Below are 17,637 nucleotides of genomic sequence, written 5' to 3'. Positions count from 1 at the left end.
GATGACGCACACTTGCCTTGCTTTGTACCCATTCTGGCAAACAGAATCACAAACAACAAAAACGACTGAACAATGGTAAAAATGCGTTTTCTGGCGCTACTGGCGCTGGTACTCCTTTCGATTGCCTGTAAAAAAGGCGGCAATGAATCCGTTGATCCGGCGGATCATTCATCCGGCGACGGAAGCGGCCAAAATCCGAATTCCGGTAATCCGCCCCCGGCAACCGGAAAAATACCGGCAGAACTCGTCGGCAAATGGTCGTATGGAACGTTCTCACCGACCAATTTCTGGGATTACAATGGCAAATACACCGGCAACGCCTACGAGCAGGCCCTGGTGTTCGAATTTCACGCCAATGGCACCTACGAAGAGTACGTCATTAACTCCACCACGAGCTACAATTGCCGGACGGAAGCCTACACGTTTTTTAAAGGAACCGTCAAGGTTAACGAAGCGAACCGTTCGTTTGTCATCACCCCCACCAGCGGCAATTACCGGGGCTTTTACGGCTGTGCGCCCAGGAGCAACATCAACCGCGATGCGCGAAAGGAAGAATTGAAGCAGGAAACCATGAATTACCAGGTTGAAAGTGGCAAAACCGCCCTCAAACTCTCGGATGCCGAAAATCCGCAGGGAGTGCGCCTGAAAGCCATTACGTGGTAAATTAACCGACATCAAACAGATCGGCTGGATGGCTTTCCGTAGGCCATCAGTCGATCTGTTTTGATGTTTTCGACTGATTTTCCAGCAGAATTACCCCGGCTTTCGACTGCCGCCAGCGGTCTAGCAACGCCTTGGGCGTGGGTGTTACCCGGAAGGCAAACGAACCCAGCAGCAGGTCCTCGTCGCCATCCTGATCGACGTCGGCGGCATCCATCGTCAGCCACGCGCCCTGATCCGCATCGGGAAATGATTTCGGCCGAAACCGGTTATTCCCCCGGTTTTCCAGAAACACAAAGTTCTCCAGCGGTTTGCGCACCACATCCGGGAAAAACGCAATGGCCGCAACATCCAGATCACCGTCGCCGTCGAAGTCGCGGGCGAGGGCTTTCGTGGCCCCGTGCAGGGGATAAAACCACACCTGCCGAAATTTAAAATTGCCGTCGTTGCGGAACAGCCGAACGCCATGGTACCGCTTCAGGGTGTTGGAATAATCCGCATTATCACCATTGGTATAGAGCAGATCCATATCACCATCTTTGTCAAAATCAACCACATCCAGGTAACTGGACCCAAAGACCGGCGGAAAACGCAGCACGGTTTTCTTCCAGAACCGCCCCCCGCCTTCGTTGTTAAAAATCGCAACTTGCTCATCGCTCTGCGACAACAAAACGACAATATCCGCCTTGCCATCGCCGTTCATGTCGGTCACCACGGTTCGAACCGCACCCGGCACCGGTTCCAGAACGTGTTCGGTGTAGGTCGACCCGGTATTTTCAAACCAGGTCAGTTGTCCGGTATAAAATCCGAACTGACTCACGAGAATATCTTCTTTCCCGTCGCCGTTCAGATCGGCATAGGTGGCATCGACCGGGCGTTGCAGTCGCTTCAGCAACACCGTCCGATCAATCTTTTGCGTCGCCGGATTTCGGTCGATGTGCAGCAGTTCGCCATTCAGGAGGTCGTTGGGGTCCATCGTTCCCATCGCCAGCACATCGAGACTGCCGTCGGGACGGGTGCGCAGGCTGGAAGGGGGCGAAAAGGTCACCACTGAATCGACCTTTTTCAGGCCATTATCCAGAAAATACAGCCTTCCGCGCCGACTCCCCACCGCAATCCGCCGACTCGTCGGCTGGTAGGCCAGCAGGGTTACCAGATTATCGACGGGCTGGGCAGGTTTGCGAGTTTTGAACAGCGGCAAATCGTATGAAATGGCGGGGCGGGGGGCTTGTGGCAACGGCTTTTCAGGCGCGTTTTTTACGTAATAGTCGGTAATTTTCTGCCAATCGTCGGGATGCACCATCGGCGCGTTGGCAAAGGCTGTCGATTGCAGCACCCGCTGAATTTCGTCGGGGTCGCTCAACTGCCGAAACGGCGAGAGGGAATCGGCCGAAAAGCCCATCCGAAGTGCCATTTGCGGCAACACTTTCCGTTTCCAGATGTCTTTTTCCAGCAACTCCGGTGATGGAAAAGCGTGGCAGCCTGTGCAGTACTGCCGGGCTAGTTCCGGTCCACTTAAGCTTGACGGTTCGGTTGGCGTGGTCGACTTTGGGCTTTGATTACACGCCACTACCCAAAAAACAAAAAACAAAAAGACGAAAAACGAAATTGATCTATTGAAAGACATCGTATGATAAAAAACAGAACAAACTTATCACAAAACCGCCTGTTTTTCAACTGGTGGCAGACTGTCGTTTGACCTTTTCCGAAATCGCTATCACTTTTTCCCATTTCTTTGCACTGCATTAGCCGCCCTTTACTTTTATGATGAATTGCATTCTCGGCGTCGACATCGGCACGACTAACGTTAAGGCCCTCGCTTTTCAGCCGGAAACCGGCGATATTGTTGCCCACGCTTCCGTCCCCCTGACAACGCTCCACCCCCAACCCGGTTATGCGGAACAGGACCCGGAGGAAGTCTGGGCGAACCTGGTCGACGTGCTGGACGAAGTTTGCCGGGAAGTGAAGCAGCAGAACGGGCGCATCGAAGCCGTTGGATTCAGCTCGGCCATGCACAGCAGCATGGGGGTCGATGACGCCGGAAAACCGCTCACCAACGCCATTTTGTGGTCCGACAACCGGGCCGAAAAACAGGCGGCTTCCCTGCGCCACGACCAGGCCGCTCTCGGCAAAGACATTTATGAGCGAACCGGCACGCCTTTGCATCCCATGATTCCGCTTTGCAAACTGGCCTGGTTCCGCGAACACCATCTGCGGCTGCTCCGCCGGGCCACGGGCTGGATTTCGATCAAGGAATACATCTGGCACAAGCTGACGGGGCAATACCAGATTGATTATTCGATTGCCACCGCCACCGGTTTATTCGACAGCCAGCGGAAAGAATGGTATTCGCCCGCGCTCGAGTTTGCCGGAATCCGGATCGAGCAGTTGTCGGAACCGGTGCCTACTACCTACGCCGGCAAGCTCACGAACTCCGCGCTACCAGACTCCGTTACCAACGGGTTGGCGGAAGCGGCCCTGTACATCGGGGCGTCGGACGGCTGTCTGGCAAATCTGGGAGCCGGGGCCATTGAATCCGGCATCACCACCATCACCATTGGCACGAGTGGAGCCATCCGCCGGACGGTTCAACGGCCTTTACGCGACGAAAAAGGGCGGTTATTCAGTTACATCCTGAACGTGAACGATCCGACGGACAAAAATTACTACGTGGTCGGCGGCCCTACCAACAACGGGGCGAATGTCCTGCAATGGGTCTCCGAAAAGCTGACGCAAACCGAGACCACCGACGTTCTGGCCGAAGCTGCCACCGTGGAAGCCGGTTCCGACGACCTGCTGTTTTTGCCTTATTTGCAGGGTGAGCGCGCTCCGCTTTGGGACGCGGGCGTGCGGGGCTCCTACCTGAATGTCGACTGGCACCACGGGCGGGCGCATTTTGTGCGGGCTGCGCTGGAAGGCGTGTTGTTCAATCTGCTCCGCATTGAGCGCATTTTGTCGCGGCACACCGGCCCCACGAGAGTGATTCACGCCAACGGCGGTTTTGCCCAGTCCGCGTTCTGGGTGCAGATGATGGCCGATATTTTTGGCGTTCCGGTTCGGCTCAACGAGAGCAACGAAAGTGGCGCCATTGGCGCTATCTTACTGACAATGAAGGCCACCGGGCGGGTTTCGTCCTTGTCCGAAGCCACCCGCCACGTGGGTTTTGGCCAGACGTTCGAGCCTGACACCGAACGTCACCGGCGGTATCAGGCGGTGTACAAACGGTTTGAACAGGCTTTACCCTAGAACCACCCGGCGGCACCCCCACAATCAGTCCATCATAAACTGCTTTTGATACGCATCGATCACCTGTTCACGCGTCCGTTTCAACCGCATCTTGACGGCGCTATGGTTAATATTGTACTGCCGGGCAATTTCGGTTACGTCAACATTATCCACGTATTTGAGTTGTAGCAACGCCATTCGGTCCGGCGAAATTTTTTCCATTACCACCGCCATTTGGCTCAGCATGGCATGGGCGGTATCGCTGCCTTCCGAATCGGGAATGTTGTCGATATCAACTTCATCCATAGCCACCAACACCATGCGGTTTGCCACCCGGGTTTTTTGACGGCAATAATTTTGTGAAATGGAAAACAGCCAGGTCGAAAAAGCGGAGCGTCCCTGAAACTGATCGATCTTGATGAAAACCTGAAGAAAAATGTCGTGCGTATAATCTTCCGCCTTGACCGGATCGCGGGTAAATGTCAGACAACTACCATACACTTTATGCACATAGCGCTTGTACAAAGTCTCCAAACAATCCGCCCGGCGGGTGTTCAGATATGCACCGATGAGTTCTTCGTCTTTCAATACACGTTTCATAAGGCAGAGAAATAAATATCCAATAATGAACTGTTACGTTTAGGTCCGACAGAAACAGGTCCTCCCAAACCGGCAACCTCGGAAATGGCGTTAATTTTTGAGTCTAAAATCAACAGTGATGTTACTGATTTTACATGATTGTTAAATACAATTATCCCGCCACAGGGCCCAGTTGACAGGGATAACAGCATGAACAAATAGATTAACATTATAAACCGAATCATATAGAGTATAAATACTTATATTTGGACCTATCAACTTATTGTAAAGGATTTCTGACTTTAAAAGTGAGTATCCGCGTCACTAAATAGTGGCCCAATAGGACTTTTTAGGGCATGAATGCTCTTTAGAGTACGATGAGTAAAAATTGTTCGTTAATATCGGCTGGGTTGCTTGCTCAAAAAACTTGTTTACTTATATTTACCGGCTTATCGTTATACCGTAACAACACTCCTCTACTTATATAGCTCAATTTCATGAAATATCGTCAATGTCTGATTGTAGACGATTCTGATTCGGCAGTAGCCATCCTGCAGGAGTACCTGGCACGGCTCCCTTTTTTTATGCCCCCCCAGGTTAGCGGAACGGTTCGGGATGCCACAAGCCTCCTCCAACAGCAGCATTTTGACCTTATCTTGCTGGATATCAGCCTTCCAGACCAAACAGGGCTGGATCTGTTACGCTCGTTTTCCAAACCCTTAACGGTGATTGTTACCACTGCCAACCCCGATTTCGCCGTTGAGAGCTACGATTTCGATGTAGCAGATTACCTGCTCAAACCCTTTTCTTATAGTCGATTTATCCGGGCCGTCAACCGCGCCCTGGGGGTTCAACTGGCCCAAAACAGCCTGACCGAAGATCGTTTCATCTTTTTAAAAGTGGGCCACGCCATGCAACGCTTCGATTACGACGCCATTGAGTACATACAGGCTTTTGGCACGTACTGCAAGGTGGTTATCAACCAAAAAGTGGTGGTGGTAAATGAAATAATTTCCAATTTGGAAAATCTGCTCCCCAGGCATAAATTCCTCCGGATTCACAAATCGTACTTATTGAATTTATCCAAAATCAACAGCTACAATTATCGGACAATCCTTGTAGGCACGACCAAGATTCCGCTGGGTGCTTCCTACCGGGATAAGTTCGAAGGTTTCCTGAATCTGCTCGATAAAAAATCAGAACCGTAAAATCAGCGGATTTGCTAACTTGCGCGACCGTTTTACCTCCCAATTTATGTTTGTTGAAGCCATTGAGCGGGTCGACCCTTTTGTACGTCCTATTTTATCGATTGTCCGGCGGTATGGCAGCAGCGAAGTAATTCCGGCCTGTTCGACCATGTTCTTCGTCAATGAACAGGCCTGCGCCGTCACCTGCAAGCACGTGGCCGAACAACTGATCAGTTCGGATACGATCCATCAAAATTACATCCAGTTTCAGGGCGAGCGCCGTTCCATTCCGCGGGACAAAAACCAGACCCGGCGGCAGGAAGAACTGGAAAATAAATACAACCTGCGCCGGGAAAGCATCATCCGGATCAAGAACCAGTTTGTCAACTCGGTCGATCAGTTTTCGGAAATCACCTACCACCTCCACCCCACGCAGGACCTGGCCGTTATTCAGTTCAAGGGATACAGCCAGATTAAGTACAACGCCTGTGCGGTTTTTCTGCGCGATAGCAGCAAAATCAAGCAGGGCCGGAGCCTGTGCCGACTGGGGTATCCCTTCCCCGAATTCACCAACTACCGTTTTAACCCGGATCTCGACGACATCGAGTGGACCGCCGACGGACGCAGCAACACCCCGCGTTTTCCCATCGACGGCATCGTGACCCGGCTGCGGGCCGAGAACGGCGAAATCGTCGGCGTTGAAATGAGCACACCCGGTTTGCGGGGACAAAGCGGTGGCCCACTTTTCGATACCAGCGGGATTATTTATGGGATGCAAAGCTCCACGCGCCACCTCCACCTCGGTTTCGACATCGAAGACCGGGATGTGATTGTGAACGGCCGCCAGACCCGCGTGTCCAATTATCCGTTTCTGAACGTTGGCCAGTGCGTTCACGTTGACATCATCAAGAAGTTCCTGCGAGATTTGAGAATTAAATATTATGAAGAATAACGCACCCAAAGACCGGTCCGCAGGCACAAAAACGAAACCACTCACGGCCTATTCGCTGGAGACACAAACGGAAGCCGCTATTGACCTCTTAAAGCAGCTCATTGCAACCCCTTCGCTCAGCCGGGAGGAAGACCGTACGGCGGTTCTCATCGAGCAGTTTTTCCGCCAGCGCAGCATTCCCTACAAGCGAACCAAAAACAACGTCTGGACCCACAACCGGTTTTTCGATCCCGCCAAACCAACCTTATTGCTCAATTCACACCACGATACCGTTAAACCGAATGCATCGTGGACGCTCGACCCCTTTCAGCCCATCGAGCGTGAAGGCAAACTTTACGGATTGGGCAGCAACGACGCCGGGGGCTGTCTGGTGTCGCTCATGGCCACGTTTTGCCATTTCTACGACAAAAAAGACCTGGCTTACAACCTCGTAATGGCCGCTACGGCCGAAGAGGAAATATCCGGTCGCGAAGGGCTGGAAATGATTCTGCCCGAACTGCCGCCCATCGACTTTGCCATTGTGGGCGAACCCACGCAGATGCACCTGGCCATTGCCGAAAAAGGGCTTCTGGTGCTCGACTGTACGGCCAAAGGAAAATCCGGCCATGCTGCCCGTGACGAAGGCGACAACGCCATTTATTACGCCATCAAAGACATTGAATGGCTGACCAGTAACCCCTTTCCGAAAGTGTCGCCGACGCTGGGACCGGTCAAATTGTCGGTGACGATCATCAACGCGGGTTCGCAGCACAACGTCGTTCCCGACACCTGCACGTTTACGGTCGATGTCCGCGCCACGGAACAGTACACGCTGGAAGAAATCATCGAGACGATTCGCAAAAACATCCGCTCGACGGTTCAGCCGCGTTCGATTCGCCTTAAACCGTCGAGCATTCCCCTGGACCATCCGATTGTGCAGGCGGGTATTGCCCTGAAACGCGAGACCTACGGTTCGCCAACCACCTCCGACCAGGCCCTGCTCGATTGCCCCTCCCTGAAATGCGGTCCCGGTCACTCCGAACGATCGCACACCGCCGACGAATTTATTTATTTGCGGGAAATTGAACAGGGAATTGAGTTATATATCCGAATGTTAGAACAAATCCTGTAAATTATGTTGCACCCACTCACGTTTGAAACGATTTTCAAAGACAAAATCTGGGGCGGCCAGAAGATCAAAACCGTTCTGGGCAAAGACTTTTCTCCCCTGCCCAACTGCGGAGAAACCTGGGAAATTTCCGGCGTTTCGGGCAATATCTCCGTGGTGGCCGAAGGGCCATTGAAAGGCCAAAGTTTGCAGGAACTGCTGGCGCATTACAAAGACGAACTGGTTGGAAAACACGTTTACGAGCGGTTTGGCAACGAATTTCCGTTGCTGGTCAAATTCATCGACGCCAACGACGACCTCTCGATTCAGGTCCACCCGAACGACGAACTGGCCAAAAAACGGCATAATAGTTTTGGAAAAACCGAGATGTGGTACATCCTCGCAGCCGACGAAGGGGCCACGCTGAACTCCGGTTTTAACCGGGAAGTGACGAAAGATGAGTACGTAAAAGCCGTCGCGGATAACACGCTGATGGACCTTCTGAACATCGAACCAGTCAGCGCCGGGGATGTGTTCTTTTTGCCGGCCGGTCGGGTTCACTACATCGGAAAAGGTATTCTGCTGGCCGAAATCCAGCAGACGTCCGACATCACCTACCGGATTTACGATTTCGACCGCACCGACGACCAAGGGCAGAAACGCGAACTCCATACGGAGCTGGCCGTCGATGCCATCGATTATACGCACTACGATCAATACAAAACGCCGTATGATTCCCAGCCGAATCAGAGCGTCAATGCCGTCACCAGCGACTATTTCGTCACCAATGTCCTGAAATTTGATCAGGAAGTGCTGCACGACTATACGCACCTGGACTCGTTCGTGATCCTGGTTTGCGTCGACGGTTCGCTGACCGTCGAAACCGGCGATGGTTACCGCATCCCGCTGAAAATGGGCCAGTGTGTGCTGCTCCCGGCTTCAACCACGCAGGTAACCCTGCTGCCGAATGGCAACATGACGGTTTTGGAATCCTACGTACCCTGAAAAAATGATGAACGATGAATGATGAACGATGGATGACGCGTCCGCCACTTCATCGTTCATCATTCATAATTCATCATCCCTATGAATTTCATCTACTTCATTTTTGCCTTTCTGGTTGGAACGGCGACGAGCATTCAATCGGGCGTGAACTCCCAGTTGCGGCAGAGCATTGCCCATCCGATTCTGGCTGCTCTCATTTCGTTTGGTTCCGGTTTTGTGGTGCTGGCGTTGATGTGCCTGGCGTTCCGGACGCCCATACCAGCTCTCGAAACCATGCGGGGCATCAGTTGGTGGAAATGGACGGGCGGTTTGCTGGGGGCCATTTATGTAACAACCGTCATCATAACCGTTCCGCGGATTGGCGCGGGAAACCTGCTCAGTCTGAGCGTTGCCGGTCAATTGCTGGCGGCCGTTGTGCTGGATCATTACGGTCTGCTCGGGTTTAAAGAACACGGTCTGACGTTGTGGCGGCTGGTAGGCGTTCTGCTGATCGTGCTGGGTGTTGTGCTGGTGGTAAAGAATTGAGGAAAAACGAACAATTCGGGTTCCAATCGGTGTTCAGTAGGCATGGTCAAATACCGCTTTTATCCGACGCTGCTCAACACCTTTTCCCGGTATCTTTCCGGAGGCAACTTCAGCCTGCAGCAATTGCTCGACACCATCAACCGGGTTCCGGCCCCAACGACGGTGGCGCAGGAGCGCGGCACCCGGTTTGAAGACGCCGTGATCAAGGGCGAAGACGAAGAACGGTTCAACGCCGACATTCTGGAAAAATTCCGCCGGCACTTGCCCCGGCCCATCATCGAAACCCAGGTCTATTGCCAGTACGAGATCGACGACGTGCTGTTTTACGGCTACGTCGATCTGATCGGAAAATACAAAGCCGTCGATATCAAAACCACGGCGTCCTACCAGCATCCCCGATTCACTTTCAACCACCAGAATCTGTATCTCCACGCGCTGAAAAAACGCGGCATCCGGCTGATGGAATACCTGATCACGGATTTCAAGGAGGTGTACGTCGAAAGTTATTCCCTCACGCATCCGATTGATAAACAGCTCGAAGAAATCCGGCTTTTCAAGCAATTTCTGGAAGAACACCGGGCATTGATCTCCGATCCGAAGATTTTTGTAACTCCAGAGTGAGTAGAAAGGGTTGTTTCGCAGAGTTTATCAGAGAAAATCAGAGGTAAGCGGAGAAATCTCTGATAAACTCTGCGAAACAACTTTTGAATTCCCATGAAAAAACTCATCATCGCCATTTCTTTCACCCTCGCTTTCTGCTCGTTCCAGAAAGAAAAATGGGTTAAACTCTTCAACGGGAAAGACTTCACCGGCTGGACCATTCGCGGAGAACAGGTCAAGAATGATTACCGCATCGAGAACGACGAAATCGTCGGAATTTCGAAACCCAATTCGCAGAATACCTTCCTGTGTACCACTAAAAATTACGACGATTTCATTCTCGAACTGGAAGTAAAAGTCGATACGGGCATGAATTCGGGCATTCAGTTTCGCAGCGAAAGCCGCCCGGATTTCAAAAATGGCCGCGTTCACGGTTACCAGGCCGAAATCGATCCGGCGGCCCGCGCCTGGAGTGGCGGTTTATACGACGAAGCCCGGCGCGGCTGGCTGGTGGATCTGAAAAACAACCCCGAAGGCCGTCAGGCGTTTAAAAAATTCGACTGGAACAAATACCGGATCGAAGCCGTCGGCAAAACCGTCAAGATTTTCCTGAATGGCGTCAAAACCACCGACTATACCGACACGCTGGCGACCCAAGGGTTTATTGCCCTCCAGGTTCACGGCACCAAAGTGCAACGGCCCATGGAAGTCCGCTGGCGCAACATCCGCTTGCAGGAATTGGCGAAGAAATAACGGCAAATCGCGTCCACACCCGAAATCCCTCTTTTTTATTCCCCGTTAACCGGTGACCTTTGCGGCTATGATTGGCCGCAGTTTACGTCTGTATCGGGATGCGTACCGGGGTTTACCCGCGCCCGTGTGGCTGCTGGGGGGCGTGATGCTCATCAACCGCAGCGGCACGATGGTGCTGCCGTATCTGACGCTGTATCTGACGCAACACCTGCACTACAGCGTGACGGAAGCGGGCCTGGTGATGGCCATTTACGGGGCGGGGGCGCTGGTCGGTACGTTTCTGGGCGGGCGGCTCTCCGACCTGTTCGGTTTCTACCCGGTTCAGTTTCTGAGCCTGTTGATTTCGGGCTTCTTCCTGATTTTCCTGCAATTCGCGCAGGATTTCTACACCATGTGCGGGGTCGTTTTCGTCTACACCCTACTGGGGGATGCCTTTCGTCCGGCGGTTTCGTCGGCGGTTGCCTATTACAGCGTTCCCGAAAACCGCACCCGTGCCTATTCGCTCAACCGGCTGGCGATCAACCTCGGCTGGTCGCTCGGGGGCGGTTTGGGCGGCTATCTGGCCGGCATCGACTACCGGCTTTTGTTCTGGGTCGATGGTGTCACCTGCATCGTGGCCGCAATCGTGCTGCGGGCCTACCTGCCCGTTCCGGAGCGATCCAGTTCAACGGTTGACAAAACCGACGCCCCCGCAGCAGGCATCCGATCAGCCTACCGTGACCGGTTGTTTCTGATTTTTGTCGGGGCTACGATTCTTTTCGCAATCGGCTTCTGGCAGTTGTTCGGCATGATTCCGCTGTATTTCAAACAGGTGTTGCACCTGAAAGAAACCCAGATCGGGCTGCTGATGACAATGAACGGCCTGATGATCGTCTTCATCGAAATGGCGCTGGTGTACGCGATTGAAAAGCGGTATGCGCACCTGAAAGTCGGCATCATTGGGTTTGGCGCGTTGCTGGTTGGCTTGTCCTACCTGCTCCTGAATACCGGTTTGTGGCCGGTTTTAGCCATTGTTGCGATTTTTATCAACACCTTTGGGGAAATGCTGGCCATGCCGTTCATGCAGTCGTTTACGGTGGAACGGGCCAATCCGCAAAACCGGGGGCAGTACCTGGCGTTGTATTCGATGGCCTATGCCGTCGCCCAGATTACGGCACCCGCCTTCGGGTCGCAGATCGTCGCCTGGGCGGGTTTTCCGACGCTCTGGGTAGTGGTGATGGGATTTTGCCTAACCTCGGCCTGCATATTCTGGTGGATAGCCACTCAGGTGAGGAAAACCACTCTTTTAACAGATTTACTAAATAGTCCGGGAAGAACCGCTTAATTTTGCGGCTTTCTAACTGACTCCTTACGCGCTTGAAACTCTGGCAAAAAGCAAATACCGACCCTCATTCCAAAGCAACCGCCGATTCTACGGCCTCCGAAAAAATCGAACGGTTTACGGTCGGTCGCGACCGCGAGATGGATTTGTACCTCGCTCCTTTCGACGTTCTGGGCAACCTCGCCCATGCCACCATGCTCGAAACCATCGGCCTTTTGTCGAGTGATGAGTTAAGAGTTTTGAGTGAAGAGTTAAAATATATACATCGCCAAATAGAAGCCGGCGAGTTTGTGATTGAGGACGGTGTGGAAGATGTTCACTCGCAGGTGGAACTGATGCTGACCCGCAAACTGGGCGATGTTGGCAAGAAAATTCACAGCGGACGGTCGCGCAACGACCAGGTGCTGGTCGACCTCAAACTGTTCACCCGCGATCGGCTCTGGAAAGTGACCGAAGCCGTTCGGCAGGTGTTCGACCGGCTGATTGCCCGTTCGGAGCAGCACAAGGCCGATTTGTTACCGGGCTACACGCACCTGCAGATTGCCATGCCGTCGTCGTTCGGACTGTGGTTTGGTGCCTACGCCGAAGCCCTGGCCGATGATATGCTGCTGTTGCAAACCGCTTACCGGTTTGCCAACCGGAATCCGCTCGGTTCGGGCGCAGGCTACGGTTCCTCGTTTCCGCTCAACCGCACCTTAACCACCGAACTGCTGGGCTTTGAAGGCATGCACGTCAACGTGGTGTATGCGCAGATGAGTCGCGGAAAAACCGAACAAACCGCTTTGACGGCGCTGGCCGCCGTGGCCGCTACGCTCTCGCGAATGGCGATGGACATTTGCCTCTATAACAGCCAGAACTTCGGGTTCCTGACGCTGCCCGACGCCCTGACGACCGGTTCGAGCATCATGCCGCACAAGAAAAATCCCGACGTGGCCGAACTGCTCCGGGCCAAAACCAACCGCCTGAAAGCCCTGCCGATGGAGGTGACGCTGGTGATGAGCAACCTGCCGTCGGGTTACCACCGCGACATGCAGATTCTGAAAGAAATTCTGATGCCGGCTTTTGAAGAAATCCTGGATTGTCTGGAAATCACGGATTTTATGCTCGAAAACATTCAGGTGAAACCCAATTTGATGGACGATCCGAAATACGATCTGATGTTCAGCGTCGAGCGGGTCAATGCGCTGGTGCTGGAAGGCGTTCCGTTTCGGGAAGCATACCTGATGGTCAAAACCGAAGTAGAGGATGGAACGTATAAAGCGTCACGCGAACTGCATCACACCCACGAAGGCAGCCTTGGCAATTTGGGGAACGACCAGATTGTGAAGCACATGGATGCAAACATGCAGGGATTTGGCGCGGAGAAAGTGGCCGAAGCCGTGGAGCGACTTCTGGCAAAAGCGCTTTAATTTTTCTAAAAATTTGCCTACATTGGTTATCAAATCTGCTTAACGATTATGGTAGCAACTGAAGAAACCGTACAAACAAAACCGGAAACTCCGCCCGTGCCTTCGTACCTGATCTACGAAGTGCTGAACGGACAGCCGGTTTACTACCGGGGGTACCGGGATGTACTGGCGGGCAAACTCGATTTCAACGCTATTATGGGCAGTAGTTCGCTTCAATCGTTTCTGGTATCGTTCATTTACGGCTTTATTCTCAACAACCGGGATAAAAAACGCTACGTCCCTTTCACCAATGAAGCAGGCCTTCATCTTGAGATGAATGACAATCTGGCCGCCGACATTGCCATCTACGAGAAAGGAACCTTCGAACTAACGACGAAATACTTCAACACACCCCCTAAAATAGTCATTGAGGTGGACATCAAAGCCGATGTCAGCGAACGACTGGGTGCCGAGATGGAATACATTGCCGAAAAAACGCAGCGACTGTTCGATTTTGGCGTCGAAAAAGTCTTCTGGGTGTTGAGCAAACCACGTCGGGTATTTGTAGCGGTACCCAATCAGGACTGGATTTTTACGGACTGGGGCAACGATGTCCCGATTATGGAGGGCTGCGTTCTAAACGTAAAGAAAATACTCGAAGACGAAGGAATTCCGTACTAAAAGGTGCCAGGCTCAATGATCTGACACCTTTTAGTTAATCTGCTTACTCAACCCGGTACGCGACCAGCTTGTTCTTGAAAAACGTCGGAACAACGATCATTTCCTTGCCCGGAATGTATTCAATATCAGCGGTATTCATTTTTTCAGGCCGCGAATCTAGCATCAATTGTTTCTGCCCGTCCGCACTGATGTAGAAAAGCCGGCCACTCCAGTCCGAAACGATGAAGTCTTTCCCGACGGCCACAATACCGTCGGTGTTTCCCATGCCATCGGCCAGTTTCGTAATGGCTTTGGTTTCGACGTCGATGGATTGCAGGGCCCCGATTTTGGTGCTGCCAATCATCATTTTCTTCGTGCCGACTGCCAGCAAACCGTTCGGATTGTTCAGGTCGCCACCATCCATCCAGATTTCCCACTTGCTGTCTTTCAGGCGATAAATCTTGCTGTTCCGGCTGTCTGATACATAAACCGTCCCCTTTTTATCAATCGTCACATCGTTCAGAAACGCCTTTTTGTCCGTGGCATCCCAGGTTTTCTCGGCCTGCCCGTTCGACAGATTAATGGCAATCAGCCGGTAGACATCCGTGACATACAGGCGGTTTTTGTAGATGCCCATGCCCTTGGGCGCGTTCAGGCCCGTGGTCCACTTGAGGTTTTCGATTTTGCCGTCGAGCGAGACTTTCGAAATAAAACCGTCCCCATCGAGGGAGTCGGATTTGCCAACGATGTTGGCCACGTAGAGAACTTTCCCTTTCGGATCGTAAAGCACCGATTCCGGCACGCGCAGCGTGGAGTCGGTTTCCCAGACTTTCACGAGTTTTTTTTCTTTTTTCGGCGATTCAAACGCCGACAAGGCAACGGTCAGTACAATACTGCCGCTTAACAGTAGATTTAGCAAACGCATAATTCGGGAGCAGATGGTTTTGTAATGTTTACCTTGTAAGTAACGACACGGAGGGCGTTATTCCAACGGTTTGGCCGGTTTGTTACCGTACAACGCGCTAACTTAAGCGAACCGCAAACAGCTCCTTGGAATTGTAATAGACATAGGCCACGACGAACAGCGTGACCACCCCGCCCAGCGCCACCGAAGGCACCACGCCCAGCAACCGGGCCGCCACCCCCGACTCGAAAGCCCCAATTTCGTTGGAAGAGCTGACAAAAATACCGTTGACAGCCGCCACCCGGCCCCGCATGTGATCGGGCGGGAAAATTTGCAGAACCGTGTTTCGGATCACCACACTGACGCTATCGAACGCACCCGTTACGAACAGGGCAAAAACCGACAGCCAGAAGTGGGTCGAGAAAGCGAACACCAGCGTAAAAACCCCGAAGCCCAACACTGCAATGAGCATGTTCCGCCAGGCGTTGTGGGTGGGCGGAAACCGCGTCAGGAGCAGCATGGTTCCGATGGCACCGATGGCCGGTGCCGCCCGCAGAATCCCCAGCCCCTGAGCGCCTACCTTCAGAATGTCTTCGGCAAAAATGGGCAGCATGGCCACCACACCGCCGAACAGAACCGAAAACAGATCCAGCGAAATGGAATAGAGAATGATCTTGGTTTTGAACACAAACCGGAAGCCTTCACGCCCGCTGTTCCACAGGCTGTCTTTCGGGCCTTCAGTCACCGGAACCGGTTTTTTCTTAATCATCGAAATCAATATCAGACAAACCAGCAGCAAACCGATGACCACCAGCAACGAATAATCCAAGCCCAGCCAGACGTAGAGAAAACCGGCAATGCCCGGCCCGGCAATGGCACCGGCCTGCCAGAACGACCCGCTCCAGGTGGACGAGTTGGCATACAATTCCCGTGGAACCAGGAACGGTTTCAGCGACGAACTGGTGGGCGAATAAAATCCCTTGGCCGTCCCGATCAGCACGAACGCGCTGTATATCACCACCAACTGCGTGGATTTGGAAAGATGTCCGACTACGGAAGGTTGAAAAACCAGGTACAGAATGACGGACCCCAGAATAATCACCGACAGGCTGACCTGCAAAATGGACCGTTTCTCCCGCCGGTCGGCGAGGTGACCGCCAAACAGCGACATGGCGATGAACGGCAGCGCTTCGGCCAGGCCAACAAGACCCAGCGCCAGCGGATCGTGCGTCATCTTATACAATTCATACCCCAACAAAACCTCCTGAATCAGAAGCGTGGCCGTAAACAGAAAGCTATTGGCAGCAAAAAAGCGAAATTCGGGATAACGAAGGGCTGCGTAGGTGTCAACCTTTTTATTCATACGGCAAAAATAACGGTTCGATCAGGATTCTGCTGCTTATTAAGTGGAACTGTCATTTCTTTGTTTTTGTAAATGAGCCGCCGAGCAGCCCCAACCCACGACCGGGCTACCCGTCGTCCGCTTAATGTCTTTCAAAAGAATCGGTTATGCGTGTCAAAATTTGTTGCATCAGCAGTGTGGAAGAAGCCCGGCTGGCGGTTGGAGCCGGGGCGTCGGCGGTGGGTCTGGTTGGGCGGATGCCCAGCGGGCCGGGCGTGATCGGGGATGATCTCATCCGAACGATTGCGCAAACCGTGCCTCCCCCCATCGCCACGTTTCTGCTGACGAGCGAGCCTACGGCCGAAGCCGTGATCGAACACCACCGCCGGGTTTTTACCAACACCATTCAGTTGGTCGATGCCCTGCCGCCGGGAAGTTACCGGACCCTGCGGGCGGCTTTACCGGGCATAAAACTCGTGCAGGTGATTCACGTTTTGGATGAACTCAGCATCGACGAAGCCCTGGCGTCGGCCGAGGAAGTGGATGCGTTGTTGCTGGATTCGGGCAACCCGAAACTGGCCGTGAAGGAACTGGGCGGAACGGGTCGCCGGCACGACTGGACACTGAGCCGCCGGATTGTGGAGCAAAGCCGGGTGCCGGTTTTTCTGGCCGGTGGCCTGAATCCGGAAAATGTTCGGCAGGCCATCGACACTGTGCAGCCCTTCGGTCTGGATATTTGCAGCGGTGTTCGAACCAACGGAAAGCTGGATTCGCATAAACTGACCCGGTTTTTCACCCAAATCCACCGAAATTAGATACTAAAAAACCCCGACCAAACCGGCCGGGGTTTTCTTTCTATGCGTCGACTCACCTTACGCTACTTCAATTTGTTTGGGTTCGATCACCGGTTTTTCAACTTTCGGCAGATCGATTTTCAGAATACCGTCGGTGTAGGCAGCCTGAATTTGTTCGTTGTTCACGTTTTTCGGTAAGCGGAAGCTCCGTTCGAAGGAACTGTAGCTGAACTCTTTCCGGGTATACTTTTCGGTTGTTTCTTCTTTGGCTTCTTCCAGTTTGGCCGAGATGGTCAACTGGTTGTTGGTCAGGTTGATCGCGAAATCTTCTTTCTTCAAACCGGGGGCCGCCAGTTCAATGTGATAGGCGGTTTCATCTTCTTTCACATTCACCGCCGGAACGACCGAGCTAGCCGCTTTGGCAACCGCTGGCGTGTGGAAATGACGGTTGAATTCGTGGTTTACCAGATTGTTAAAAAACGAGGGTAATTGGTTGTATTGAACTAAGGTTCTCATGGCTTTATGTTGGTTATCTTTTTAATTTCTGAACTACAACTCCCTTTGTTCAACTTGTGTACCAATCCAAAAACAGAACACAAACCAGCCATTTTGTCACTAAAATTATATATATTGAAAGAAATGATGACATTTTGTC

General features: G+C 52.7%; 18 protein-coding genes. 13 read left to right on the top strand and 5 right to left on the bottom strand.

What is annotated here, in order from left to right:
- The first annotated feature begins 72 nt into the window (after positions 1-72).
- Positions 73-663, top strand: coding sequence for a hypothetical protein (locus FH871_RS22030; protein ID WP_138993595.1), 591 nt, complete (start codon positions 73-75; stop codon positions 661-663).
- Positions 664-709: 46 nt separating this feature from the next.
- Here FH871_RS22030 and FH871_RS22025 read toward each other — a convergent pair whose 3' ends face one another.
- Positions 710-2,116, bottom strand: a complete 1,407-nt coding sequence (locus tag FH871_RS22025; RefSeq protein WP_212768256.1) for a VCBS repeat-containing protein — start codon at positions 2,114-2,116, stop codon at positions 710-712.
- 308 nt (positions 2,117-2,424) lie between these two features.
- Here FH871_RS22025 and FH871_RS22020 point away from each other — a divergent pair, with 308 nt between their 5' ends.
- A complete protein-coding gene (locus FH871_RS22020; RefSeq protein ID WP_306439248.1) occupies positions 2,425-3,906 on the top strand; it encodes a gluconokinase in 1,482 nt (493 codons plus the stop codon).
- 24 nt (positions 3,907-3,930) lie between these two features.
- Here FH871_RS22020 and FH871_RS22015 read toward each other — a convergent pair whose 3' ends face one another.
- A complete protein-coding gene (locus FH871_RS22015) occupies positions 3,931-4,485 on the bottom strand; it encodes an RNA polymerase sigma factor (protein WP_138993593.1) in 555 nt (184 codons plus the stop codon).
- Between the two features lie 476 nt (positions 4,486-4,961).
- Here FH871_RS22015 and FH871_RS22010 point away from each other — a divergent pair, with 476 nt between their 5' ends.
- The 10 genes from FH871_RS22010 (at position 4,962) to FH871_RS21965 (ending at position 13,963) form a co-directional block, all read left to right on the top strand.
- Complete coding sequence (locus FH871_RS22010) at positions 4,962-5,672, top strand: LytTR family DNA-binding domain-containing protein (protein ID WP_138993592.1); 711 nt, start codon at positions 4,962-4,964, stop codon at positions 5,670-5,672.
- Positions 5,673-5,718: 46 nt separating this feature from the next.
- Positions 5,719-6,603: a trypsin-like peptidase domain-containing protein gene (locus tag FH871_RS22005; protein ID WP_138993591.1), complete on the top strand. Its 885-nt coding sequence runs from the start codon at positions 5,719-5,721 to the stop codon at positions 6,601-6,603.
- Positions 6,593-7,714 (top strand): M20 family metallo-hydrolase, encoded by a 1,122-nt coding sequence (locus FH871_RS22000; RefSeq protein WP_138993590.1) that lies wholly within the window; start codon positions 6,593-6,595, stop codon positions 7,712-7,714. The genes FH871_RS22005 and FH871_RS22000 overlap by 11 nt, the downstream gene beginning before the upstream one ends.
- A gap of 3 nt (positions 7,715-7,717) precedes the next feature.
- Positions 7,718-8,695, top strand: coding sequence for a type I phosphomannose isomerase catalytic subunit (locus FH871_RS21995; protein ID WP_138993589.1), 978 nt, complete (start codon positions 7,718-7,720; stop codon positions 8,693-8,695).
- Positions 8,696-8,776: 81 nt separating this feature from the next.
- Complete coding sequence (locus FH871_RS21990; RefSeq protein ID WP_138993588.1) at positions 8,777-9,220, top strand: DMT family transporter; 444 nt, start codon at positions 8,777-8,779, stop codon at positions 9,218-9,220.
- A gap of 42 nt (positions 9,221-9,262) precedes the next feature.
- The gene (locus tag FH871_RS21985) at positions 9,263-9,841 is read left to right on the top strand and encodes a hypothetical protein (protein ID WP_138993587.1); all 579 of its coding nucleotides are present in this window, start codon (positions 9,263-9,265) and stop codon (positions 9,839-9,841) included.
- A 93-nt stretch (positions 9,842-9,934) separates the two neighbouring features.
- Positions 9,935-10,573, top strand: coding sequence for a DUF1080 domain-containing protein (locus FH871_RS21980; RefSeq protein WP_138993586.1), 639 nt, complete (start codon positions 9,935-9,937; stop codon positions 10,571-10,573).
- Positions 10,574-10,640: 67 nt separating this feature from the next.
- Positions 10,641-11,897, top strand: coding sequence for an MFS transporter (locus FH871_RS21975; RefSeq protein ID WP_138993585.1), 1,257 nt, complete (start codon positions 10,641-10,643; stop codon positions 11,895-11,897).
- Between the two features lie 104 nt (positions 11,898-12,001).
- Complete coding sequence (gene argH, locus FH871_RS21970) at positions 12,002-13,303, top strand: argininosuccinate lyase (RefSeq protein WP_255516952.1); 1,302 nt, start codon at positions 12,002-12,004, stop codon at positions 13,301-13,303.
- A 48-nt stretch (positions 13,304-13,351) separates the two neighbouring features.
- Positions 13,352-13,963, top strand: a complete 612-nt coding sequence (locus tag FH871_RS21965; RefSeq protein WP_138993584.1) for a Uma2 family endonuclease — start codon at positions 13,352-13,354, stop codon at positions 13,961-13,963.
- 43 nt (positions 13,964-14,006) lie between these two features.
- On the opposite strand, the gene FH871_RS21960 is transcribed toward FH871_RS21965, so the two are convergent.
- Positions 14,007-14,867 (bottom strand): SMP-30/gluconolactonase/LRE family protein, encoded by an 861-nt coding sequence (locus FH871_RS21960; protein WP_138993583.1) that lies wholly within the window; start codon positions 14,865-14,867, stop codon positions 14,007-14,009.
- A 97-nt stretch (positions 14,868-14,964) separates the two neighbouring features.
- Entirely contained in the window at positions 14,965-16,209 is a 1,245-nt protein-coding gene (locus FH871_RS21955) for an MFS transporter (RefSeq protein ID WP_138993582.1), read from the bottom strand.
- Between the two features lie 146 nt (positions 16,210-16,355).
- Between FH871_RS21955 and FH871_RS21950 the strand changes: the two genes are divergently transcribed.
- Complete coding sequence (locus tag FH871_RS21950; protein ID WP_138993581.1) at positions 16,356-17,003, top strand: phosphoribosylanthranilate isomerase; 648 nt, start codon at positions 16,356-16,358, stop codon at positions 17,001-17,003.
- Positions 17,004-17,060: 57 nt separating this feature from the next.
- On the opposite strand, the gene FH871_RS21945 is transcribed toward FH871_RS21950, so the two are convergent.
- Complete coding sequence (locus tag FH871_RS21945) at positions 17,061-17,498, bottom strand: Hsp20/alpha crystallin family protein (protein ID WP_138993580.1); 438 nt, start codon at positions 17,496-17,498, stop codon at positions 17,061-17,063.
- Between the last annotated feature and the right edge of the window lie 139 nt (positions 17,499-17,637).

The sequence above is a fragment of the Larkinella sp. C7 genome (assembly GCF_006149005.1).
Taxonomy (GTDB): domain Bacteria; phylum Bacteroidota; class Bacteroidia; order Cytophagales; family Spirosomataceae; genus Larkinella.
Note: the sequence above shows the minus strand (reverse complement) of the source record. Positions and strands in the feature narration are given on the sequence as shown.

Excerpts from the sequence above, each read along its gene's own strand:
- FH871_RS22030 (WP_138993595.1), top strand. The coding sequence starts at position 73 with ATGGTAAAAATGCGTTTTCTGGCGCTACTGGCGCTGGTACTCCTTTCG.
- FH871_RS22020 (WP_306439248.1), top strand. The coding sequence starts at position 2,425 with ATGATGAATTGCATTCTCGGCGTCGACATCGGCACGACTAACGTTAAG.
- FH871_RS22015 (WP_138993593.1), bottom strand. The coding sequence starts at position 4,485 with ATGAAACGTGTATTGAAAGACGAAGAACTCATCGGTGCATATCTGAAC.
- FH871_RS22010 (WP_138993592.1), top strand. The coding sequence starts at position 4,962 with ATGAAATATCGTCAATGTCTGATTGTAGACGATTCTGATTCGGCAGTA.
- FH871_RS22005 (WP_138993591.1), top strand. The coding sequence starts at position 5,719 with ATGTTTGTTGAAGCCATTGAGCGGGTCGACCCTTTTGTACGTCCTATT.
- FH871_RS22000 (WP_138993590.1), top strand. The coding sequence starts at position 6,593 with ATGAAGAATAACGCACCCAAAGACCGGTCCGCAGGCACAAAAACGAAA.
- FH871_RS21995 (WP_138993589.1), top strand. The coding sequence starts at position 7,718 with ATGTTGCACCCACTCACGTTTGAAACGATTTTCAAAGACAAAATCTGG.
- FH871_RS21990 (WP_138993588.1), top strand. The coding sequence starts at position 8,777 with ATGAATTTCATCTACTTCATTTTTGCCTTTCTGGTTGGAACGGCGACG.
- FH871_RS21985 (WP_138993587.1), top strand. The coding sequence starts at position 9,263 with ATGGTCAAATACCGCTTTTATCCGACGCTGCTCAACACCTTTTCCCGG.
- FH871_RS21980 (WP_138993586.1), top strand. The coding sequence starts at position 9,935 with ATGAAAAAACTCATCATCGCCATTTCTTTCACCCTCGCTTTCTGCTCG.
- FH871_RS21975 (WP_138993585.1), top strand. The coding sequence starts at position 10,641 with ATGATTGGCCGCAGTTTACGTCTGTATCGGGATGCGTACCGGGGTTTA.
- FH871_RS21965 (WP_138993584.1), top strand. The coding sequence starts at position 13,352 with ATGGTAGCAACTGAAGAAACCGTACAAACAAAACCGGAAACTCCGCCC.
- FH871_RS21960 (WP_138993583.1), bottom strand. The coding sequence starts at position 14,867 with ATGCGTTTGCTAAATCTACTGTTAAGCGGCAGTATTGTACTGACCGTT.
- FH871_RS21955 (WP_138993582.1), bottom strand. The coding sequence starts at position 16,209 with ATGAATAAAAAGGTTGACACCTACGCAGCCCTTCGTTATCCCGAATTT.
- FH871_RS21950 (WP_138993581.1), top strand. The coding sequence starts at position 16,356 with ATGCGTGTCAAAATTTGTTGCATCAGCAGTGTGGAAGAAGCCCGGCTG.
- FH871_RS21945 (WP_138993580.1), bottom strand. The coding sequence starts at position 17,498 with ATGAGAACCTTAGTTCAATACAACCAATTACCCTCGTTTTTTAACAAT.